Source organism: Pseudomonas jessenii (genome assembly GCF_002236115.1).
Lineage (GTDB): Bacteria > Pseudomonadota > Gammaproteobacteria > Pseudomonadales > Pseudomonadaceae > Aquipseudomonas > Aquipseudomonas jessenii.
Window position 1 is genome coordinate 249,728 of sequence record NZ_NIWT01000010.1, and the last position, 20,111, is coordinate 269,838.

Consider the following 20,111-nt stretch of genomic DNA (forward strand, 5'->3'; position numbering starts at 1 on the left):
TGATTGCCGAGTCGAATATGACGCGAAGGTTAGACGTGCAGGTGTTTTTTAACAATCGGGCGCATCTGGATTTGCGGGAGGAATCACAGCGCTGGGTGGACGGTGAGCCGAAAAGCATCTTCCACCCTGTAGGAGCGAGCTTGCTCGCGATGAACGCAAGGACACCGCGTCAAATCAGACAGTACGCGTCATCGTTAACGACCATCGCGAGCAAGCTCGCTCCTACAGGAATGGGCAGCACCAAATCCCCCGCTCATTTGCCCATACCCCCCCTATCTGCTAGTGTCGCGCCGGTTTAACGTCAACCGGAAATCGCCGCCATGGCCCGCAAAAAAGCTGCACTGGATTTCGAACAATCCCTCGCCGACCTGCAAACGCTGGTGGAGCGCCTGGAGAATGGCGAATTGTCGCTGGAGGACTCGCTGGCCGCTTTCGAGCAAGGCATTGGCCTGACCCGCGATTGCCAGGCGGCGCTGGCCCAGGCCGAGCAAAAGGTTCAGGTGCTGCTCGAGCGTGATGGCGAGTTGGCCGAGGAACCCTTCGACGCGGATCAGCCAGAATGATTGCAGCGTACTCGGCCACCAGCCAGGCCCGCGTCAATGCAGCGCTGGAAACCCTGTTCACCGCACCGAGCCCCGAGCTGGCGCGGCTGTACGAAGCCATGCGCTACAGCGTGATGAATGGCGGCAAACGCGTGCGTCCACTGTTGGCCTACGCCGCATGCGAGGCGTTGGGCGGTAAGGCCGAGCAAGCCAACGGTGCGGCCTGTGCGGTGGAATTGATCCACGCTTACTCGCTGGTGCATGACGATTTGCCAGCAATGGACGATGACGATCTGCGCCGCGGCCAGCCAACCACCCACAAGAAATTCGATGAAGCCTGCGCGATCCTCGCCGGCGACGGCTTGCAGAGCCTGGCTTTCAGCGCCCTGCTCGATCCACGCCTGAGCGCGTCGGATGCCGAAATCCGCCTGCAAATGGTCAGTGCCCTGGCGTTGGCGGCAGGCCCGGCGGGCATGGTTGGCGGTCAGGCCATCGACCTCGGCTCGGTCGGTCTGAAGCTCGACCAGAAAGCCCTGGAGTACATGCACCGGCACAAGACCGGCGCGCTGATCGAGGCCAGCGTCAAACTCGGCGCCCTGGCCAGCGGCCGTGCCGAGAAAGACGAACTCAAGTCCCTGCAGACTTATGCACAGGCCATCGGTCTGGCATTCCAGGTGCAAGACGACATTCTCGACGTCGAAAGCGATACCGAAACCCTCGGCAAACGCCAGGGCGCCGACATTGCCCGGGACAAACCGACCTACCCGTCCCTGCTCGGCCTCGACGCCGCCAAGGCCTATGCCCTGGAGCTGCGCGACCAGGCCCTGCACGCACTGCGACCGTTTGACGCAGCGGCCGAGCCGTTGCGTGATCTGGCCCGGTATATCGTCGATCGCCGCAGCTGACGGCGAATCCGCCAAAAAAGACCAACGCGTGGGCAGGGGACGATGCATCAGGTAAACTGCCGCATCTTTTATACCTATAACGATTCGCCTGATGCCCACGACGTTTCATGAGATTCCCCGCAAGCGCCCGACCACGCCCCTGCTCGACCGCGCGAACACGCCGGACGGCCTGCGCCGGTTAGGCGAAGCCGAGCTGGAAACCCTGGCCGATGAGTTGCGCCTGGAATTGCTCTACACGGTCGGCCAGACCGGTGGACATTTCGGTGCCGGCCTGGGCGTGATCGAGCTGACCATCGCGCTGCATTACGTCTTCGATACCCCGGACGACCGGCTGGTGTGGGACGTGGGTCATCAGGCTTATCCACACAAGATCCTCACCGGTCGTCGCGAGCGCATGGGCACCCTGCGCCAGAAGGACGGCGTCGCCGCCTTCCCGCGCCGCTCCGAGAGCGAGTACGACACCTTTGGCGTCGGCCACTCCAGCACCTCGATCAGTGCCGCGCTGGGTATGGCGATTGCCGCCCGCCTGCAAAACAGCGAGCGCAAGGCGATTGCTGTGATCGGCGACGGCGCGTTGACCGCGGGCATGGCGTTCGAGGCGCTGAACCATGCGCCGGAAGTGGACGCCAACATGCTGGTGATCCTCAACGACAACGACATGTCGATCTCGCGCAACGTCGGTGGCTTGTCGAACTACCTGGCGAAGATCCTTTCCAGCCGCACCTACGCGAGCATGCGCGAAGGCAGCAAAAAAGTGCTGTCGCGCCTGCCCGGTGCCTGGGAAATCGCCCGTCGGACCGAAGAATATGCCAAAGGCATGCTGGTTCCCGGCACGCTGTTCGAAGAACTGGGCTGGAACTACATCGGCCCCATCGATGGCCACGACCTGCCGACTCTGATCGCTACCCTGCGCAACATGCGCGATCTGAAAGGTCCGCAGTTCCTGCACGTCGTCACCAAGAAAGGCAAAGGCTTCGCCCCGGCGGAAGTCGACCCGATCGGTTACCACGCCATCACCAAACTCGAACCGCTGGACGCCCCGGCCGCCGCGCCGAAAAAGGCCAGCGGGCCCAAGTACTCCGGTGTGTTCGGCGAGTGGCTGTGCGACATGGCGGCGGCCGATCCGCGTCTGGTCGGGATTACCCCGGCGATGAAGGAAGGCTCGGACCTGGTCGCTTTCAGCGAACGCTTCCCGCTGCGCTACTTCGACGTCGCCATTGCCGAGCAGCACGCCGTCACTCTTGCGGCCGGCATGGCCTGTGAAGGGGCCAAACCCGTGGTGGCCATCTACTCGACCTTCCTGCAACGCGGCTACGACCAGTTGGTGCATGACGTCGCGGTGCAGAACCTCGACGTGCTGTTCGCCATCGACCGCGCAGGCCTGGTCGGCGAAGACGGCCCAACCCACGCCGGCAGCTTCGATTTGTCGTTCCTGCGCTGCATCCCCGGCATGCTGGTGATGACCCCGAGCGATGAAAACGAGCTGCGCAAGATGCTCACCACCGGCCACCTGTACGAAGGCCCGGCAGCGGTGCGTTACCCACGCGGCAACGGCCCGAACGCGACCATCGAGAAAGACCTCGAACCGATCGAGATCGGCAAGGGCGTAGTCCGCCGCCAGGGCAGCAAAGTCGCCCTGCTGGTGTTCGGTGTGCAACTGGCCGAAGCCCTGAAAGTCGCCGAGACGCTGGACGCGACCGTGGTCGACATGCGTTTCGTCAAGCCGCTGGATGAAGAACTGGTTCGCGAAATCGCTGGCAGCCACGAGCTACTGGTCACTGTCGAAGAAAACGCGATCATGGGCGGCGCCGGTGGCGCGGTCAGCGAATTCCTCGCCCGCGAAAACATCCTCAAGTCGATGCTGCACCTGGGCTTGCCGGACATTTACGTCGAACACGCCAAGCCTGCGCAAATGCTGGCTGAGTGCGGGCTGGATGAAGCCGGGATCGAGGCTTCGATCCGCGAGCGCCTGCAACTGCTGAACATCTAAACGCAAAACCCTGTGGGAGCGAGCTTGCTCGCGATGGCGGACTGTCAGTCAACTCAGATGCTGACTGATACACCGCTATCGCGAGCAAGCTCGCTCCCACAGTGGTTTTCAGCGCCTATCAAAACTGTATTCGCCTCAAAGCACCAACGGACTACCCATGAAACTCTCTCCCTTCGCCCTGACGCTGACCCTGCTGCCGGCCGGTCAATTGCTGGCCGACACCTTCGAACGCGACCAGGCCCTGAAGCTGCCCGACGTGTTGATCAGCGCCAACCGCCAGGTCGAAGCGCGCAATGACAGCAGCGCCGCCAACACCGTGTTCACCCGCGACGACATCGATCGCCTGCAACCCGATAGCGTCACTGACCTGTTGCGTCGAGTACCGGGTGTGCAAGTCTCGCAGTCCGGCGGGCGCGGCAGCATTCCGGGGGTCTATATCCGCGGCACCCAGTCGGCCCAGAGCCTGGTGTTGGTGGATGGCCAACGCATCGGCAGTTCGACCTCCGGCGACAGCAACCTGCAACACATCAATATCGAACAGGTCGAACGCGTGGAGGTGCTGCGCGGCTCCCGCTCGGTGATTTACGGCAGCGATGCGATTGGCGGGGTGATCCAGATCTTCACCCGCCGCGGCGGTGAACAAGGCCTGCAACCGCGCATGCACACCGGTTTTGGCAGTAATCAGACCTGGGAGCGCAGCCTTGGCCTGTCCGGTGGTGATGAGCGAACCCGCTTCAACCTCGGCGCCAGCCTCGATGAAACCGCCGGGATCAATCGCACCCACGAGTCGTATCCCAGTGATGGCGATCACGACGCCTACCGCAACAAATCCCTCAGCCTGAGCCTGAGTCACACCCTGACGGAAGACGTCGAAGTCGGCGCCAACGTGCTGGATAACCGTGGCAAGAGCGAGTTTGATAGTCCGTTCGGCCGTTACGATTACGTGACGGACAAGTCCTATCAACAGCAGCCCTACAACGACTTCAATGTGAGCAGCGTCAGCAGCTACATTGATGCACAGATCAATGAGGTATGGAAAACCCGCGTCGAACTCGGTCACAGCGAAAACCGCGAGACAACCCTCGACAAGCTCAGCGATGAGCGCAGTGTTTTCAATACTTACCGCGACTCGGTCAACTGGCAGAACGATCTGACGCTCAACGAGCGCAACAGCCTGATGCTCGGTGGCGACTGGTACGAAGACCGGATCAACAGCACCACAGCGTTCGACGAAGACAGCCGCTGGAACCGCGCCGTGTTTATCCAGCATCGCTTTCAGGCCGACAGTTTCTCTACGGAGTTGGGTCTGCGTCACGACGATAACCAGCAGTTCGGCAGCCAGAACACCTGGAGCGGCACCTTCACCGTGCCGCTGAACCCGGACAACGAAGTGCTGCTGACCTATAGCGAAGGCTTCCGCGCGCCGACGTTCAATGATCTGTATTACCCGGATTTCAGCAACCCGGATTTGAAACCCGAAACATCCAAGAGCTATGAGCTGCAATGGCGCAGCCAATTGACCGAGAGCAGTCGCCTGGAGACGTCGCTGTATCGCACCGACCTTGAAGACGCGATCATTTTCGGCAGCAACTCACGCCCCGAAAACGTCGCCTCGGCACGGATCAACGGCTTCGAAGCAGCGCTGAAGCAGGAACTGTTCGGCTGGCAGAGCCACCTTGGCGTGGCGATCATCGACCCACGCGACCGTGATACGGGCCACACCCTGGCCCGCCGTGCGCGGCGCACCTTGAGCCTGGACCTGGACCGACAGTTCGATCGCCTGGGCCTCGGCGCCAGCTGGCAAGCGGTCAGCAGCAGCTATGACGACTTGAACAATCAACAGCCGTTGGGTGGTTATGCCCTGTTGGGGTTGCGCAGCAGTTGGGAGCTCAATCGTGAAATCCAGCTGGAGCTGAAGGTCGATAACTTGCTGGACAAGGGTTACAGCCGGGCGCTGTACAGCTACCAAGGTAGCCAGTATGGGTATCGCGAGGAAGGTCGGGCGTGGATGTTCGGGGTGACGTGGACACCAGAGATCTGATCCAAAATAAGAGGTGTGTGGACCGGCCTCATCGCGAGCAAGCTCGCTCCCACAGGTTTTGCGGTTGAATTACAGTTTTTCGATCAAACCGGATCCCTGTGGGAGCGAGCTTGCTCGCGATGAAAGCACCTCGGTCTCAGCGGTCTGACGCAATCAAATGACAAAGCTTTGCCGTTGCCTCGATCATCTGCCCACTCGGCCGCTCAAGGCCCTTGTCCGTCACCAGGCGCAATTGCCCTTGTGATACCGCCGCCACCTGTGGCCAGGCTTTCCACGCATCAAGCTGCGCCTGATCGCTGGCCAGAATCACCTCGGGATTACGCTGCAACACCGCCTCCACACTGACTTGCGGTGCCGGCAGCTTCAGGTCGGCAAACACGTTTTGCGCACCGCAGGCCTCCAGCGCATCGCTGATGATCTGCTCGCCGCCAATCGTATACAGCGGCCGATCCCAGACCTGATAGAACACTCGTAACGGCTTGTCCCGGCGATAACGCTGGCGCAATTCATCCAGCCGCTGGCGTAGATCGCTGGCCAATGAAATTCCGCGTTCAGGCCGATCGAGCCGAGCAGCAATGGCTTCGATCTGCACCGTGAGCTGGTCCAGGCTGCGGGGTTCGGCGACGTAGGTGGGAATATTCAGTCGCTTGAGCTGGTCACGCTGGGCCGGGCCGACACTACCGGGCCATAGCAGCAACAGATCGGGCTTCAGGCTGAGCAAGCGCTCCATGTCCAGCTGGCCATAGCGGCCAACGGAGGGCAGGTCCTTGAGTTCGGCAGGTCGCTCACCGGCGTCCAGCACACCGACCAGGAGGTCGGCGGAGCCCAGTTCAACGACGATTTCAGAGAGCGACGGTGCGAGGCTGACAACCCGTTCGACCGCGACGGCCGAGCCACTGGCGGCCAGCAGCAACACCGCCAGCCAGAGCGCGCGCATCAACCGAGTTGACGCGGAATACGGTAGAGGTAGAACAACACGGCGGTCGACAGTGCCAGCAGCATCAGCGGCACGGCTTCGAGACCGACGAACACCGCCAGGGCAGCGATCCAGGCCGGCAGCCCGGCAGCCAGGAATGCCGTGCGCCGCTTGGCCGCCAGACTGATCCAGGCAGCAGGTTCTTCAGGGGTGTCGAGGGCTTTCTGGGTGGCGATCAGTGCGTGTTTGTAGGCGCCGAAAAGCTTCAGGCTGACAAACATCGAGGCAACTCCGGCGATGAACAACGGCATCGCCAGCACCGGCAGAATGGCTTCGCTCTGGCCGAACACCGCGTTGATCACAAACAGCGGCAACAAGGCCAGTGCCAGGTATTGCCACCAGTTGACGGACAGTCGCCGCCGCACCTGACCGCGGGTCACGCCCGGTCTACCTCGCCCTGATGCTCATTGCCCATCATGTGATCGAGCTTGCTGGCCTTGGTCGCCAGGTAGAGTCGGTTATGCGGGTTGTGGCCGGTGTGCAGCGGCACGCGCTCGGCGACCACGATACCCATGTCGGTCAAGGCTTTGACCTTGCGCGGGTTGTTGGTCATCAGGCGCAGTGACTTCACGCCCAGGTGCTCCAGCATCGGCAGGCACATGGCGTAGTCACGCTGGTCGGCGGCAAAGCCCAGGCGCTCGTTGGCTTCAACGGTGTCGGCGCCACCGTCCTGCAGCTCATAGGCGCGGATCTTGTTCAGCAGACCAATGCCCCGGCCTTCCTGACGCAGGTAGAGCAATACGCCACGACCTTCGCGGGCGATGGCCTGCAAGGCGGCCTCCAGTTGCGAGCCGCAGTCGCAACGCTGGCTGAACAGGGCATCGCCCGTCAGGCATTCGGAGTGCAACCGGCCGAGTACCGGGGCACCGTCGTCGAATTCACCCAGGCTCAGCACAACGTGCTCGCGGCCGGTGGCTTCATCGAGAAAGCCATGCATGGTGAATTGCGCAAAAGGCGTTGGCAGCTTGGAAGCGGCGACAAAAACGACAGGCACCGGTGTGCTCCTGATCTAAAAGTCTGAAGATTCGCAGAGCCGGCATTGTAACAGCAGGTTCCGGAGGACGCTTAGGCTGAATTATCGGCGATAACTATCAAAATGTTTGATATACGCCCTGAAGACACTCCCACAAGGTTCAGTATCAGTCCTTGAATCGGGGTCAATTATCTTCAAACGGATAAGGCTGTTTCCAGCGTTCAAAAATCGGTTTCAACTCGCCGCTTTTCACCAGTTGCTCCATGCGCTGGTCGAACAGGGCCATTAACGCGCGCGCCTTCGAGGTTTTGGCAAAGCACAGGTACAGCGGCAACTCGGCGATATGGGTGCGCCGCAGTTGGGACGGATCCTTGGCGCGCTTGATGACCTCATCGACTTCGGTCAGGGCATCGATGTAAAAGTCGGCACGATTGTGGATCAGCATCGACTCGATGCCGGTACGCCGCTGCACTTCGTCGAAGTGGCGCACATTGGGCAAGTAATCCTGGTAGTCGTAGCCACGAACCCAGGCCAGTCGATAATTGCCCAGGGTTTGCGGGGTGGGTACCGGACTGCTGGCCAGGCCCAGGGCATAGATGTGATCGGTGTCGAAGTTCCAATGGGGATAGAGCACACCCTCAGAATCGTCACGATAGGAGCCGACGCAGGCATCGACCTCGCCACGTTCGGCCAGGCCCAGCGAACGTACGTAGGGCTCGGTGCGGATGTCGACCTTGACGCCCGCCGGCTCGAACACTTGCCGTAGCACGTCCCAACCCAGTCCATGACCGTCAGCGGCGGTGTAGCCTTCCCACTCTTCGCTGGCCAGATGAATCACCGACGGCGGCGTAGCACCCCCTCCTCCCGCCTGGACAAAAGAGCAAAACATCGCGAACGCCATCACCATCAATCCGCGTACAGTCATCCCCCGCTTCCCCCGATAAACAGCTCTCATGATCAACGCCTGGAAATCCCCGGTCAGGCGAAAAACCACACCAGTCCCTGCATCGCCAACCAGGCGAACACCCCGGCCAGGACATCATCGAGCATGATGCCGACGCCGCCATGTACGTGCCGGTCAATCCAGCGAATCGGCCATGGCTTGAGAATGTCGAAGAAGCGGAACATCAGGAAACCCGCCAGCAACCACTGCCAGCCTTCCGGCACCAGCCACAGGGTGATCCACATCCCGACCATTTCGTCCCAGACGATGCCTTCATGATCGTGTACCCGCAAATCGTCGGCCACTTTGCCGCACAGCCAGAAGCCGAACAGCATGGTGATGCCCAGCATCAGCCAGTAACCCCAGTCGGGCAGCATCTGCCACAACGGAATAAAGGGCAGCGCAACCAACGACCCCCAAGTGCCGGGCGCCTTTGGCAAGGTGCCCGAGCCGAAGCCGAACGCCAGGAAATGCCATGGATTACGCCAGACCGACGGCGGTACGAATTCCGCCGGGACCTGTTTGGGATGATCTGTCACGGTGACTCCCGAAAATGTTGATAACCCCGGGTTTGCGGGGTGATGTCTTTGCCATCGGCGTCCAGCAGCTTCACGCCCTGCCCCGTCACCACTTGACCAATCACATGGATTGGCCAGCCATCGGCCAGCAATAGCGGCAACTCGACGGACGGCAAGGTGAAGGCCAGGACGTAGTCGTCGCCGCCGCTCAGGGCCGCAACCTGTGCGTCCGATTGGCCGAGAAAGTCGACCAGGCTCTGCGACAGTGGCAAACGATCCCGCTCGACTTCGATACCAACCTTCGACGCCAGCGCGATATGCCCGCAGTCAGCGAGCAGGCCGTCGGAGATATCCATCGCCGAAGTCGCCTTGCCCCGTAGCGCCTGCCCCAAACCGAGCTGCGGTTGCGGCGACCAGTAATGCGCCAGCAACGGCTCGGCAATGCGTGCTTCGGCCGTGCGCTGGCCGAGCACCAAGGGCAAGGCACCGGCGGCATTGCCCAGGTTGCCGCCGACACACAGCAGGTCGCCCGGTTGCGCACCGCTGCGGGTCAGCGCCTGACCGGCCGGCACGTGCCCGAACACGGTCATGGTCAGGCTCAGCGGCCCACGGGTCGTGTCACCGCCCACCAGCGCCACGCCGCAGCTTTGCGCCATCTGGTTCAAACCACGGGCATAGGCTTGCAGCCAATCGGCGGTCACCGTCGGCAAGGTCAGGGCAAGGGTAAAGGCAATCGGGGTGGCGCCCATGGCGGCCAGGTCGCTGACGGCCACGGCCAGCGAGCGCTGACCGAGCAGAAACGGATCGCAGGGATCGGCGAAATGCACGCCGGCCACCAACGTATCGGTAGAAATCGCCATCTGCTCCCCGGAGGGAACAGCCAGCAAGGCGCAGTCATCGCCAATCCCGAGGGCAACGCCTTCGCCGCCCTGCGCACAAGGCGCGGCGGCGAAGAAATTGCGGATCAGCTCAAACTCGCCCATCAGGTATCCTGTCTCACCAATACTGTTCATTTTTTAGCGGCGTCTGGTGTCGCCATACTGCGTTGCCGCTCCTCGCCATAGCACGCTATGACTCGTCGCGGCGCCTTGTCTGGCAACACCAGCCACTCGCTAAAAAACGAACGTATCGGCGAGACAGGACACTGTCCAAACGCCAATCAGCGCTTGAACGCCTTCACTTCAGCTTCACGCAGACGCGGGGCCAGCTTGTCGAGCACACCGTTGACGAACTTGTGGCCGTCGGTGGAACCGAAGACCTTGGCCAGTTCGATACCCTCGTTGATCACAACGCGGTACGGCACGTCGACGCGCTTGAGCAGTTCCCAGGTCGACAGGCGCAGAACAGCCAGTTCAACCGGGTCCAGCTCTTCGATGGTCAAGTCCAGGCATGGCGTGAGCGCGGTGTCGATTTCGGTCTTGAACTGCGGAACCCCGTGCAGGATTTCGCGGAAGTACGCGCCGTCGACATCGCTGAAATCGTTATCGACCCGGAACTGCGCTTCGATCTCGTTCAGCGACTGCTTGGCCATGTGCCATTGGTACAGCGCCTGGGTCGCGAGCTGACGGGCTTCGCGGCGCTTGGCGCTTTTCGATGGCTTGCCGGCATCCGCAGGCTTTGGATCGCGCGGGTTGAAACGATCGCTTTCGTCGCTAATCACTTGGCCTCCAACTGCGCCAGCAGGCTGACCATTTCCAGAGCGGACAGGGCAGCTTCAGCACCTTTGTTGCCGGCCTTGGTGCCGGAACGTTCGATGGCTTGCTCGATGGAATCAACGGTCAGGACGCCGAAAGCGACCGGAACGCCGAACTCCATGGACACCTGGGCCAGACCCTTGGTGCACTCGCCAGCCACGTATTCGAAGTGCGGAGTGCCGCCACGAATGACCGCGCCCAGGGCGATGATTGCCGCGAATTCGCCTTTCTGGGCGACTTTCTGCGCAACCAGCGGAATTTCGAAGGCGCCAGGTGCGCGGATGATGGTGATGTCGCTTTCGCTCACGCCGTGGCGAACCAGGGCATCAACTGCACCGCTGACCAGGCTTTCAACGACGAAGCTGTTGAAACGGCCCACTACCAGAGCGTAGCGGCCTTTAGGGGCGATGAAGGTACCTTCGATGGTCTTCAGGGTCATTCGTTAGATCTCTTAAAGAGCCGGGACGCGTCTTCTACGCGCCCCTCAGTGATTTATTTGCCGCGAATTCAAGGCCGGGAACAACCGGTCATTATTCGGAGGGCACGTATTCTACAACTTCCAGATCGAAACCGGATATCGCATTAAATTTCATCGGTGCCGACATCAGGCGCATTTTGCGTACGCCAAGGTCGCGCAGGATCTGCGAACCGGCACCGACAGTGCTGTAGGTGGTCGGTTTTTTCACTGCGGCGTGATCGGCGGTTTCGCGAATATGCGCCAGCAACACGTCGCCATCGAGCGGGTGACCGAGCAACAGCACCACGCCGCTACCGGCCTCGGCAACCGCGGACATGGCGGCGCGCAGGCTCCAGCGGCCCGGTTGCTTGACCATCAACAGGTCACGCAGCGGGTCCATGTTGTGCACGCGAACCAGGGTCGGCTCTTCGGCACACACGTTGCCCAGGGTCAGTGCCATGTGCACGTCGCCTTCCACGGAATCACGATAGGTCACCAGGTTGAATTGGCCCAGTTCGCTGTCCAGTGGCTGCTCGGCAATCCGCTGAACGGTACGTTCGTGGATCATCCGGTAGTGAATCAGGTCGGCGATGGTGCCGATCTTGATGTCGTGTTCGGCGGCAAAGGCTTCCAGCTCGGCGCGACGGGACATGGTGCCGTCGTCGTTCATCACTTCGCAGATCACCCCGCTAGGCTCGTAACCGGCCATGCGCGCCAGGTCGCACGCCGCTTCGGTGTGGCCGGCACGGGCCAGGGTGCCGCCGGCCTGAGCCATCAGCGGGAAGATGTGGCCCGGGCTGACGATGTCTTCAGCCTTGGCATCACGGGCGGCGGCGGCCTGCACGGTGCGCGCACGGTCTGCGGCGGAGATGCCGGTGGTCACGCCGGTGGCCGCTTCGATCGATACGGTGAACTTGGTGCCGAAACCGGACCCGTTGCGCGGCGCCATCAACGGCAGCTTGAGCAGTTCGCAGCGCTCGCGGCTCATCGGCATGCAGATCAGGCCACGGGCGTGCTTGGCCATGAAGTTGATGTGCTCGGGCTTGCAGCACTCGGCGGCCATGATCAGGTCGCCTTCGTTCTCGCGGTCTTCGTCATCCATGAGGATGACCATCTTGCCTTGGCGGATGTCTTCAACCAGTTCTTCGATGCTATTGAGCGCCACAAGGCACCCCCTTGGGTCAGGATTTGAGGTAGCCGTTGGCGGCCAGAAAGCTTTCAGTGATGTTACTGGAAGTTGGCTCCGCAGCCTTGTCGCCCAGTAGCAGACGCTCCAGGTAACGGGCCAGCAAGTCCACTTCCAGGTTCACCCGGCGGCCTGGCTGGTACGACGCCATGATGGTTTCGCTCAGGGTGTGGGGAATGATGGTCAGCAGGAACTCGGCGCCATCGACTGCGTTCACGGTGAGGCTGGTGCCGTCGACGGTGATCGAGCCTTTATGGGCGATGTACTTGGCCAGGTCCTTTGGCGCGCGGATGCGGAATTCCACGGCGCGCGCATTTTCGGTACGGGCAACCACTTCGCCCACGCCGTCGACGTGACCGCTGACCAGATGCCCGCCGAGGCGAGTGGTCGGGGTCAGGGCTTTTTCCAGATTGACCGGGCTGCCGCTTTTCAGGTCGTTCATGGCGGTGCAGTCGAGGGTTTCACGACTGACGTCCGCCGCAAAGCCATTGCCCGGCAATTCAACGGCAGTCAGGCACACGCCGTTGACCGCGATGCTGTCGCCCAGTTTGACATCGCTCAGGTCGAGCTTGCCGGTTTCGACGTGAACCCGCACATCACCGCCCTTTGGGGTCAATGCACGAATACTGCCGATGGATTCGATGATGCCGGTAAACATGAGGTTCTCCTCGAGAACAAAGCCAAAGCTTGCGCGATGGCCGGAAATTATACGCTTGCTGCTGGCAAAGGAATGGCGATGACTCGCCAGTCATCGCCAACGGCACGAATTTCGATGATTTTGAGCTCGGGCGCATCCTTCATTTGCACGAGCGGCCAGTCCAGCAGCGGCCGCGCCGAGGAACCCAGGAACTTGCCGGCAATGAAAATCTGGAACTCGTCCACCAGACCGAGTTGGGCAAAGGCACCTGCCATGCGCGGGCCGGCTTCGACCAGCACTTCATTGACGCCACGGGTTGCGAGTTCAACCAATAGCTGACGCAGATCGACCTGACCGTCGTAGCCCGGCACGATCAGGCACTCCGGACCGTTGGCATATTGCTCTTCAACCGCCACGCAGGTGGCGACCAGCGCCGGGCCTGCCTTGAAGAACGGTGCATCCAGCGGCACCCGCAGGCGGCCGTCGACCAACACCCGCAGCGGCGGACGGCTCATGGCCAAGGCTGTTTGCTCTGCATCCAGCCCCAACTCATCGGCGCGCACGGTCAACCGTGCGTTGTCCGCCAGCACCGTATCGGCGCCGGTCAGTACCACACTGGCTTGCGCGCGCAGACGCTGCACTGCCGAGCGCGCCGCCGGGCCGGTGATCCACTGGCTTTCGCCGCTTTCCATGGCGGTTCGCCCGTCGAGGCTCATGGCCAACTTGACCCGCACGAACGGCAAGCCGTGTTCCATGCGTTTCAGAAAGCCTTGATTAAGCTTGCGCGCCTCGCCTTCCAGCACGCCGCTTTCGGTGGCGATACCGGCCTGTGTCAGGCGTTGCAGACCGCGACCGGCGACTTCCGGGTTCGGGTCCTGCATCGCCGCGACCACGCGGGCCACACCGGCATTGACCAGTGCATCGGCACAGGGCGGCGTACGGCCGTGATGACTGCAAGGTTCAAGCGTCACGTAAGCGGTGGCGCCACGAGCCTGCTCACCAGCCGCGCGCAGGGCGTGGACTTCAGCGTGGGGCTCGCCGGCGCGCTCGTGCCAGCCTTCGCCGACAATCTGCCCGCCCTGCACGATCACGCAACCGACCCGCGGATTGGGGTGCGTCGTGTAATGCCCCTTGCGCGCCAGTTCCAGGGCACGGGCCATGAAATGGGCGTCGAGGATGGCTTGTTCGGCGCAAGTGGTCATTCTTTCACCGGTTCACGGGCCAGGCGATCGATCTCTTCGCGGAACTCGTTGAGGTCCTGGAAGCGGCGATACACCGAAGCGAAGCGGATGTAGGCGACTTCGTCGAGCTTCTGCAGCTCGGCCATCACCAGTTCGCCGACCACGAGGGATTTGACCTCGCGTTCGCCGGTGGCGCGCAGTTTGTGTTTGATGTGCACCAGCGACGACTCGAGGCGCTCGACACTCACCGGGCGCTTTTCCAGCGCGCGCTGCATACCGGCGCGGAGTTTTTCTTCATCGAACGGCTGGCGACTGCCGTCGGTTTTGATCAGGCGCGGCAACACCAGTTCAGCCGTCTCGAACGTCGTGAAACGCTCGCCGCAGGCCAGGCATTCACGCCGGCGGCGCACCTGTTCGCCCTCGGCGACCAGACGCGAGTCGATGACCTTGGTGTCGTTGGCACCGCAGAAGGGACAGTGCATGGTGGCAGGCAACAAAAAAAGGGAGGGCCATGGTAGCGCATCCCCGTGGCAAGACAAGCCATAGGGTTTGCGGTATACAGACGGGATGATCACTTGATCCATGGAATTCAGCGTTATGGAGCCACCAATGTCGTTACGTCCGCTCATATTGCTCAGTGTTTTCAGCCTGCTGGTGGCCTGCAGCAGCGATGCACCCAAGCCCCAGCCGCCAACGCCTGGCCCGGTGCCGCAGCAAGCGCAGAAGAAAGCCCGGGAGGCCGCCGCACTCGGCCCTCTGCCCGCCCATCAGCGTGAACTGAGCGGCACCTTGCAAGGCGTTCCAGCTGGCGCTGAAGTCGAACTGGCATTGCTGGTGATCGACGACAAGGACCGCCCGCAACAATTGCTCGCCAGTTCCAGCCTGATCGGCAACAACCAGGTTCTGCCGTTTCACCTGCGCTTCAATCCGGAATCCTTCCCGGCCGGGGCCCGCGTTGAACTGCGAGGTCGCGCCAGTCAGTCCGGGCAGTTGATCCTGCACCTGCCGTCGCAACTGATTACCCAGCCGACCACCCAGGCCCTGGGCCAACTGCAATTCGTCAAAGCCCCATGAGTGCACCGCTCGACCTGCAAAAGGCGTTGGGTGAACTGCTCGGTGATGCGCAATTGGTCGCCTGTGAGTTACCAGGGACCGACTTGCAGCTGTGGCTGATCGACGGCGACAACATGGACCGCGCCTTCAGCCCGGAAGAGACCCGGCGCATCCTGCATGAGCCGCCGTACTGGAGTTTCTGCTGGGCCAGCGGCCTGGCCGTGGCCCGCTATCTGGCCGAAAACCCCCATTGGGTCGAAGGCAAGCGGGTACTGGATTTCGGTGCCGGCTCCGGGGTGGCGGGGATTGCGGCGGCGAAGGCCGGGGCACTCGAAGTACTGGCCTGCGACCTTGACCCGCTGGCGATTGCCGCGTGTCGGGCCAATGCCGAGCTCAATAACGTACAGCTCAATTACTCGACGGACTTTTTCGCCGAGGCCGATCGCTTCGATCTGATCCTGGTGGCGGATGTGCTGTACGACCGGGCCAACCTGCCGCTGCTCGACCAGTTCCTCAGTCGCGGCCGAGAGGCGCTGGTGGCGGATTCACGCGTCAGGGATTTCCGTCATCCGTTGTACCGGCGCATCGAAATGCTCGAAGCCATGACCCTGCCGGATCTGGCCGAGCCCCACGAGTTTCGGCATGTGAGCCTGTACCACGCGCAGCGCTAGCTAAAAGCATCGCGAGCAAGCTCGCTCCTGCACTGGACCCGCGTCGTCCACAAATCCCCTGTGGGAGCGAGCTTGCTCGCGATGACGTCCTGTCAGACGAAACATCTCTAACGGCCACCCCGCTTCCGGCGCGCCCCCACCAAGTCGTATAGTTGCCCCATTCACGCTTTTACGAGATTGCCCATGAGTCAGGAAACGCCGTACATCTTCGACGCCACGACTGCCGATTTCGACCAGTCGGTGATCGAGAACTCTTTCCACAAACCAGTGCTGGTGGATTTCTGGGCCGAATGGTGCGCGCCCTGCAAAGTGCTGATGCCGATGCTGCAGAGCATTGCCGAGAGCTATCAGGGTGAGTTGCTGCTGGCCAAGGTCAACTGTGACATCGAACAAGACATCGTCGCCCGCTTCGGCATCCGCAGCCTGCCGACCGTGGTGCTGTTCAAGGACGGCCAGCCTGTCGATGGCTTTGCCGGTGCGCAGCCGGAGTCGGCCGTGCGTGCCCTGCTCGAACCCCATGTGCAGATGCCGCCACCGGCCGCCGCCGATCCGTTCGAACAGGCCCAGGCGCTGTTCGACGACAGCCGTTTTGCCGATGCCGAAGCGCAGCTCAAAGTGATCCTGGGTGAAGACAACACCAACGCCAAGGCACTGATCCTGTACGCCCGCTGCCTGACCGAGCGCGGTGAACTGGGCGAAGCGCAAACCGTGCTGGATGCGGTCAAGAGCTATGAGCACAAAGCCGCGCTGGCCGGCGCCAAGGCACAGATCAAGTTTCTCGGTCTGGCCAGGGACTTGCCGGATGCCGCCGACCTGAAGGCCCGACTGGCGAAAGACCCGCTGGACGATGAGGCGGTCTATCAACTGGCGATCCAGCAACTGGCCCGTCAGCAGTACGACGCCGCGCTGGATGCATTGCTGAAGTTGTTCACCCGCAACCGCAGCTACAGCGAAGGCTTGCCGCACAAGACCTTGTTGCAGGTGTTCGAATTGCTGGGCAACGATCATCCGTTGGTCAGCACGTACCGCCGCAAGTTGTTTGCTGCGATGTACTAAGCCGACCCTGTAGGAGCGAGCTTGCTCGCGAAAAACCTGAGAGCGCCGAGGTGAATCAGGTTTCCCGCGTTATCGTTGACGCCCATCGCGAGCAAGCTCGCTCCTACACCAACCAGCGATACAGCGGTGTATCCCCGCCGCTTTCCACCTTCACGTCCGAACTATGGCGCAAGCGCACCAACAGACGCTTGCCCGCCGCCGCGCTGCCAGTCAATCCTTCCAGTTGATCGAGCAGGTCCGGCCCGCTGAGCTGCCCAGCCTTGCGCAGCAAATCCCGAGCGATCTGCCACAGCGCATCATCCTGGTTCAACGGTTTCGCCGCTGGCACGCTGACCGGGGGTTTTTCCACCTGCAACTGCGCCCCTAGTCGCGCCCAGTCCGCGTCGTCCATCTCCAGGGTCAAATCCACCGGCCAGTCGCCGATGCTTCCGCGAATTCGCAACATAGGTCTGCTCCCGCACATTTCTTCCCGGCATGCTCCCATGGGACTTGTGCAACGCCAAGCAGACAGTCAAACTCTCCGCAATCACGTTATAAGATTACATAACATTTTCTTCATTTTACTTTTCGGAGACTCGTCATGCGTCGTCTGCTTCTCGCCCTGCCGTTTGCCATGTTGCCGCTGGCTGTCGCCCATGCCGCCGACGAACACGATCATGAGCATGGCAGCCTGGGTGCCCACGAACATGGCGTGGGACGCCTGAATGCGGTGCTGGACGGCAAGACCCTGGAGTTGGAACTGGAAAGCCCGGCGATGAACCTTGTGGGTTTCGAGCACGTCGCCACCAGCGACGCAGACAAAGCCAAAGTCGCCGCTGTCCGCGCTCAGCTCGAAAAACCACTGGCGCTGTTCAACCTTCCAACAGCCGCTGGTTGCGTGGTGGAGAACCAGGAACTGGAAAGCCCGCTGTTCGGCGACAAGCCCGATGCCGACGATGATCACGATGAAGACGCCAAGGACGAAGACGGCCACGAACATCACCATGATCACAGCGAAATCCACGCTCACTATCAGTTCACTTGCGCCACGCCAGCGGCACTGAAATCACTGGACCTGGCGAATATTTTCACCCGCTTCCCGGCCACCCAAAAAATTCAGGTACAACTGATCGGCCCGAGCGGGCAGCAAGGGGTTGAAGTGACGGCCAAGGCTGCTGCCCTTAAATTCTGACCCACTGTAGGAGCGAGCTTGCTCGCGATGGACGCCAACGATAACGCGGGCAACCTGATTCACCTCGGTGCTCTCAGGTTTTTCGCGAGCAGGCTCGCTCCTACAAGGGTTCACCACCAACCTGACCGGTTTCACATGACCCAAGCACTCATCGAACTGTCCGACCTGGGCTTCAGTTGGCCCGGTCACCCGCCGCTGCTGGACATCCCGGCGTTTCGCCTGGAGCGCGGCGAAACCCTGTTCCTCAAAGGCCCCAGCGGCAGCGGCAAGACCACCCTGCTCGGTCTGCTCGGCGGCGTGCAAAAGCCTGATCGCGGCAGCATCCGCCTGCTCGGCCAGGAGCTGACGCAACTCTCGGCCGGCGCCCGCGACCACTTCCGCGTCGATCACACCGGCTACATCTTTCAGCAGTTCAACCTGTTGCCGTTTCTGTCGGTACGTGAAAACGTCGAACTGCCCTGCCACTTCTCGAAACTGCGCGCCGAACGGGCGAAACAACGTCACGGCAGCGTCGACAAAGCCGCCGCCACACTGCTCGCCCATCTGGGTTTGAAGGATGAAAACATCCTCGGTCGCCGCGCCGATTCGTTGTCCATCGGCCAGCAGCAACGGGTCGCCGCCGCCCGCGCACTGATCGGTCAACCGGAACTGGTGATCGCCGACGAGCCAACCTCGGCCCTCGATTACGACGCCCGCGAGAACTTCATTCGCCTGCTGTTCGCCGAGTGCCGCGAAGCCGGCTCAAGCCTGTTGTTCGTCAGCCACGACCAGAGCCTGGCGCCGCTGTTCGACCACAACCTGTCGCTGGCCGAACTCAATCGCGCCGCTACCCTGTCCGAGGTCTGAGATGTATCTGTTTCGTCTAGCCATGGCCAGCCTGGCTAACCGTCGTTTCACTGCGATCCTCACCGCGTTCGCCATCGCCCTGTCGGTGTGCCTGTTGCTGGCAGTGGAGCGCGTGCGCACCGAAGCCAAGGCCAGTTTCGCCAGCACAATAAGCGGCACCGACCTGATCGTCGGCGCCCGCTCAGGCTCGGTGAACCTGCTGCTGTACTCGGTGTTCCGCATCGGCAACGCCACCAACAACATCCGCTGGGACAGCTTCGAACACTTCGCCAGCAACCCGAAAGTGAAGTGGGCGATCCCGATGTCCCTCGGCGACTCCCATCGCGGCTACCGGGTGATGGGCACCACCGAAGCCTACTTCGAGCATTACCAGTACGGGCGCCAGCAACACCTGCAACTGAGCGATGGCCGCGCCTTTGCCACTGACCCGTTCGAAGTGGTGCTCGGTGCCGAAGTGGCCGATGCACTGCACTACAAACTCGGTGACAAACTGGTGCTGGCCCACGGCGTGGCGGCGATCAGCCTGGTCAAGCACGACGACAAACCGTTCACTGTGGTCGGCATTCTCAAGCGCACCGGCACACCGGTGGACCGCACGCTGCACATCAGCCTCGGTGGCATGGAAGCGATTCACATCGACTGGCATAACGGCGTGCCGGCCCGGGGCGAGGGCCGCATCACGGCTGATCAGGCGCGCAACATGGACCTCACGCCGCAAGCGATCACCGCGTTCATGCTCGGCCTCAACAACAAGATTTCGACCTTTGCCCTGCAACGGGAAATCAACGAGTTCCGTGGCGAGCCGATGCTGGCGATCCTGCCAGGCGTGGCGTTGCAAGAGCTGTGGAGTCTGATGGGCACTGCGGAAAAAGCCTTGTTCGTGGTCTCGCTGTTTGTGGTGCTGACCGGATTGATCGGTATGCTCACAGCGATTCTCACCAGCCTCAACGAGCGCCGTCGGGAAATGGCAATCCTGCGCTCGGTGGGCGCACGCCCCTGGCACATCGCGACGCTGTTGGTACTCGAAGCCTTTGCCCTGGCGCTCTCGGGCGTGATCGCCGGCCTGGCGTTGCTGTATGTGTGCATCGCGGCGGCCCAAGGTTATGTGCAAGCCAACTACGGCCTGTTCCTGCCGCTGTCCTGGCCGAGCGAGTATGAATGGACGCTGCTCGGTGGCATCCTGATCGCCGCGTTGCTGATGGGCAGCGTGCCGGCCTGGCGCGCCTATCGCCAATCCCTGGCCGATGGCTTGTCGATCCGTTTATGAGGAC

Annotated in this window: 23 protein-coding genes; 10 read left to right on the forward strand and 13 right to left on the reverse strand. The window is 61.8% G+C overall.

Going from position 1 to position 20,111, the window contains the following annotated elements:
- Positions 1-320 precede the first annotated feature (320 nt).
- The 4 genes from PSJE_RS29620 to PSJE_RS29635 all read left to right on the forward strand — a co-directional run bounded on the left by PSJE_RS29620 (position 321) and on the right by PSJE_RS29635 (position 5,478).
- Positions 321-563, forward strand: a complete 243-nt coding sequence (locus PSJE_RS29620; RefSeq protein ID WP_007970180.1) for an exodeoxyribonuclease VII small subunit — start codon at positions 321-323, stop codon at positions 561-563.
- Positions 560-1,447, forward strand: coding sequence for a (2E,6E)-farnesyl diphosphate synthase (ispA, locus tag PSJE_RS29625; protein WP_057713134.1), 888 nt, complete (start codon positions 560-562; stop codon positions 1,445-1,447). The genes PSJE_RS29620 and ispA overlap by 4 nt, the downstream gene beginning before the upstream one ends.
- Before the next feature lie 91 nt (positions 1,448-1,538).
- The gene (dxs, locus tag PSJE_RS29630; RefSeq protein ID WP_057713133.1) at positions 1,539-3,437 is read left to right on the forward strand and encodes a 1-deoxy-D-xylulose-5-phosphate synthase; all 1,899 of its coding nucleotides are present in this window, start codon (positions 1,539-1,541) and stop codon (positions 3,435-3,437) included.
- 157 nt (positions 3,438-3,594) lie between these two features.
- Entirely contained in the window at positions 3,595-5,478 is a 1,884-nt protein-coding gene (locus PSJE_RS29635; protein ID WP_090451654.1) for a TonB-dependent receptor domain-containing protein, read from the forward strand.
- Positions 5,479-5,614: 136 nt separating this feature from the next.
- On the opposite strand, the gene PSJE_RS29640 is transcribed toward PSJE_RS29635, so the two are convergent.
- The 12 genes from PSJE_RS29640 to nrdR all read right to left on the reverse strand — a co-directional run bounded on the left by PSJE_RS29640 (position 5,615) and on the right by nrdR (position 14,525).
- Positions 5,615-6,415 carry a cobalamin-binding protein gene (locus PSJE_RS29640; RefSeq protein WP_090451656.1) on the reverse strand — a complete coding sequence of 267 codons (801 nt, stop codon included), beginning with the start codon at positions 6,413-6,415 and terminating at the stop codon, positions 5,615-5,617.
- Positions 6,415-6,834 carry an MFS transporter gene (locus PSJE_RS29645; protein ID WP_090451658.1) on the reverse strand — a complete coding sequence of 140 codons (420 nt, stop codon included), beginning with the start codon at positions 6,832-6,834 and terminating at the stop codon, positions 6,415-6,417. Before PSJE_RS29645 ends, PSJE_RS29640 begins: the two co-directional genes overlap by 1 nt.
- Complete coding sequence (ribA, locus tag PSJE_RS29650; protein WP_008053837.1) at positions 6,831-7,448, reverse strand: GTP cyclohydrolase II; 618 nt, start codon at positions 7,446-7,448, stop codon at positions 6,831-6,833. Before ribA ends, PSJE_RS29645 begins: the two co-directional genes overlap by 4 nt.
- 163 nt (positions 7,449-7,611) lie before the next feature.
- Positions 7,612-8,352: a substrate-binding periplasmic protein gene (locus tag PSJE_RS29655; protein ID WP_090451660.1), complete on the reverse strand. Its 741-nt coding sequence runs from the start codon at positions 8,350-8,352 to the stop codon at positions 7,612-7,614.
- Positions 8,353-8,405: 53 nt separating this feature from the next.
- Positions 8,406-8,909, reverse strand: coding sequence for a phosphatidylglycerophosphatase A family protein (locus PSJE_RS29660; RefSeq protein ID WP_007970166.1), 504 nt, complete (start codon positions 8,907-8,909; stop codon positions 8,406-8,408).
- On the reverse strand, positions 8,906-9,871 hold the full coding sequence (gene thiL / locus PSJE_RS29665; RefSeq protein WP_057713128.1) for a thiamine-phosphate kinase: 966 nt from the start codon (positions 9,869-9,871) through the stop codon (positions 8,906-8,908). The genes PSJE_RS29660 and thiL overlap by 4 nt, the downstream gene beginning before the upstream one ends.
- Before the next feature lie 176 nt (positions 9,872-10,047).
- The gene (gene nusB, locus PSJE_RS29670; RefSeq protein ID WP_057713127.1) at positions 10,048-10,548 is read right to left on the reverse strand and encodes a transcription antitermination factor NusB; all 501 of its coding nucleotides are present in this window, start codon (positions 10,546-10,548) and stop codon (positions 10,048-10,050) included.
- Positions 10,545-11,021, reverse strand: a complete 477-nt coding sequence (ribH, locus tag PSJE_RS29675) for a 6,7-dimethyl-8-ribityllumazine synthase (protein WP_003228649.1) — start codon at positions 11,019-11,021, stop codon at positions 10,545-10,547. Before ribH ends, nusB begins: the two co-directional genes overlap by 4 nt.
- Positions 11,022-11,112: 91 nt before the next feature.
- On the reverse strand, positions 11,113-12,204 hold the full coding sequence (ribBA, locus tag PSJE_RS29680) for a bifunctional 3,4-dihydroxy-2-butanone-4-phosphate synthase/GTP cyclohydrolase II (RefSeq protein ID WP_090451662.1): 1,092 nt from the start codon (positions 12,202-12,204) through the stop codon (positions 11,113-11,115).
- Positions 12,205-12,220: 16 nt separating this feature from the next.
- Positions 12,221-12,883 (reverse strand): riboflavin synthase, encoded by a 663-nt coding sequence (locus tag PSJE_RS29685; RefSeq protein WP_007906836.1) that lies wholly within the window; start codon positions 12,881-12,883, stop codon positions 12,221-12,223.
- 47 nt (positions 12,884-12,930) lie between these two features.
- A complete protein-coding gene (gene ribD, locus PSJE_RS29690) occupies positions 12,931-14,064 on the reverse strand; it encodes a bifunctional diaminohydroxyphosphoribosylaminopyrimidine deaminase/5-amino-6-(5-phosphoribosylamino)uracil reductase RibD (RefSeq protein ID WP_090451664.1) in 1,134 nt (377 codons plus the stop codon).
- Entirely contained in the window at positions 14,061-14,525 is a 465-nt protein-coding gene (gene nrdR / locus PSJE_RS29695) for a transcriptional regulator NrdR (RefSeq protein WP_003228656.1), read from the reverse strand. Before nrdR ends, ribD begins: the two co-directional genes overlap by 4 nt.
- Positions 14,526-14,652: 127 nt before the next feature.
- Here nrdR and PSJE_RS29700 point away from each other — a divergent pair, with 127 nt between their 5' ends.
- From PSJE_RS29700 to trxA, 3 genes are all read left to right on the forward strand, one after another.
- On the forward strand, positions 14,653-15,117 hold the full coding sequence (locus PSJE_RS29700) for a YbaY family lipoprotein (RefSeq protein WP_057713125.1): 465 nt from the start codon (positions 14,653-14,655) through the stop codon (positions 15,115-15,117).
- Positions 15,114-15,767, forward strand: coding sequence for a class I SAM-dependent methyltransferase (locus PSJE_RS29705; protein WP_090451666.1), 654 nt, complete (start codon positions 15,114-15,116; stop codon positions 15,765-15,767). The genes PSJE_RS29700 and PSJE_RS29705 overlap by 4 nt, the downstream gene beginning before the upstream one ends.
- Positions 15,768-15,950: 183 nt before the next feature.
- The gene (gene trxA, locus PSJE_RS29710) at positions 15,951-16,823 is read left to right on the forward strand and encodes a thioredoxin (RefSeq protein WP_090451668.1); all 873 of its coding nucleotides are present in this window, start codon (positions 15,951-15,953) and stop codon (positions 16,821-16,823) included.
- A gap of 103 nt (positions 16,824-16,926) precedes the next feature.
- On the opposite strand, the gene PSJE_RS29715 is transcribed toward trxA, so the two are convergent.
- Positions 16,927-17,268, reverse strand: a complete 342-nt coding sequence (locus tag PSJE_RS29715; protein WP_057713122.1) for a hypothetical protein — start codon at positions 17,266-17,268, stop codon at positions 16,927-16,929.
- A 135-nt stretch (positions 17,269-17,403) separates the two neighbouring features.
- On the opposite strand from PSJE_RS29715, the gene PSJE_RS29720 reads away from it, so the two are divergent.
- The 3 genes from PSJE_RS29720 to PSJE_RS29730 all read left to right on the forward strand — a co-directional run bounded on the left by PSJE_RS29720 (position 17,404) and on the right by PSJE_RS29730 (position 20,107).
- On the forward strand, positions 17,404-17,994 hold the full coding sequence (locus tag PSJE_RS29720; protein ID WP_090451670.1) for a DUF2796 domain-containing protein: 591 nt from the start codon (positions 17,404-17,406) through the stop codon (positions 17,992-17,994).
- A 135-nt stretch (positions 17,995-18,129) separates the two neighbouring features.
- Positions 18,130-18,840: an ABC transporter ATP-binding protein gene (locus PSJE_RS29725; RefSeq protein WP_090451672.1), complete on the forward strand. Its 711-nt coding sequence runs from the start codon at positions 18,130-18,132 to the stop codon at positions 18,838-18,840.
- A gap of 1 nt (position 18,841) precedes the next feature.
- The gene (locus PSJE_RS29730; RefSeq protein WP_090451673.1) at positions 18,842-20,107 is read left to right on the forward strand and encodes an ABC transporter permease; all 1,266 of its coding nucleotides are present in this window, start codon (positions 18,842-18,844) and stop codon (positions 20,105-20,107) included.
- Positions 20,108-20,111 lie beyond the last annotated feature (4 nt).

Bases quoted from the DNA above. Each gene is read 5' to 3' on its own strand.
- trxA (WP_090451668.1), top strand. From the start codon at position 15,951: ATGAGTCAGGAAACGCCGTACATCTTCGACGCCACGACTGCCGATTTC.
- thiL (WP_057713128.1), bottom strand. From the start codon at position 9,871: ATGGGCGAGTTTGAGCTGATCCGCAATTTCTTCGCCGCCGCGCCTTGT.
- PSJE_RS29730 (WP_090451673.1), top strand. From the start codon at position 18,842: ATGTATCTGTTTCGTCTAGCCATGGCCAGCCTGGCTAACCGTCGTTTC.
- PSJE_RS29715 (WP_057713122.1), bottom strand. From the start codon at position 17,268: ATGTTGCGAATTCGCGGAAGCATCGGCGACTGGCCGGTGGATTTGACC.
- dxs (WP_057713133.1), top strand. From the start codon at position 1,539: ATGCCCACGACGTTTCATGAGATTCCCCGCAAGCGCCCGACCACGCCC.
- PSJE_RS29640 (WP_090451656.1), bottom strand. From the start codon at position 6,415: ATGCGCGCGCTCTGGCTGGCGGTGTTGCTGCTGGCCGCCAGTGGCTCG.
- PSJE_RS29620 (WP_007970180.1), top strand. From the start codon at position 321: ATGGCCCGCAAAAAAGCTGCACTGGATTTCGAACAATCCCTCGCCGAC.
- PSJE_RS29705 (WP_090451666.1), top strand. From the start codon at position 15,114: ATGAGTGCACCGCTCGACCTGCAAAAGGCGTTGGGTGAACTGCTCGGT.
- ispA (WP_057713134.1), top strand. From the start codon at position 560: ATGATTGCAGCGTACTCGGCCACCAGCCAGGCCCGCGTCAATGCAGCG.
- PSJE_RS29655 (WP_090451660.1), bottom strand. From the start codon at position 8,352: ATGACTGTACGCGGATTGATGGTGATGGCGTTCGCGATGTTTTGCTCT.
- nrdR (WP_003228656.1), bottom strand. From the start codon at position 14,525: ATGCACTGTCCCTTCTGCGGTGCCAACGACACCAAGGTCATCGACTCG.
- ribD (WP_090451664.1), bottom strand. From the start codon at position 14,064: ATGACCACTTGCGCCGAACAAGCCATCCTCGACGCCCATTTCATGGCC.
- ribH (WP_003228649.1), bottom strand. From the start codon at position 11,021: ATGACCCTGAAGACCATCGAAGGTACCTTCATCGCCCCTAAAGGCCGC.
- PSJE_RS29725 (WP_090451672.1), top strand. From the start codon at position 18,130: ATGACCCAAGCACTCATCGAACTGTCCGACCTGGGCTTCAGTTGGCCC.
- PSJE_RS29700 (WP_057713125.1), top strand. From the start codon at position 14,653: ATGTCGTTACGTCCGCTCATATTGCTCAGTGTTTTCAGCCTGCTGGTG.
- PSJE_RS29720 (WP_090451670.1), top strand. From the start codon at position 17,404: ATGCGTCGTCTGCTTCTCGCCCTGCCGTTTGCCATGTTGCCGCTGGCT.
- PSJE_RS29635 (WP_090451654.1), top strand. From the start codon at position 3,595: ATGAAACTCTCTCCCTTCGCCCTGACGCTGACCCTGCTGCCGGCCGGT.
- PSJE_RS29685 (WP_007906836.1), bottom strand. From the start codon at position 12,883: ATGTTTACCGGCATCATCGAATCCATCGGCAGTATTCGTGCATTGACC.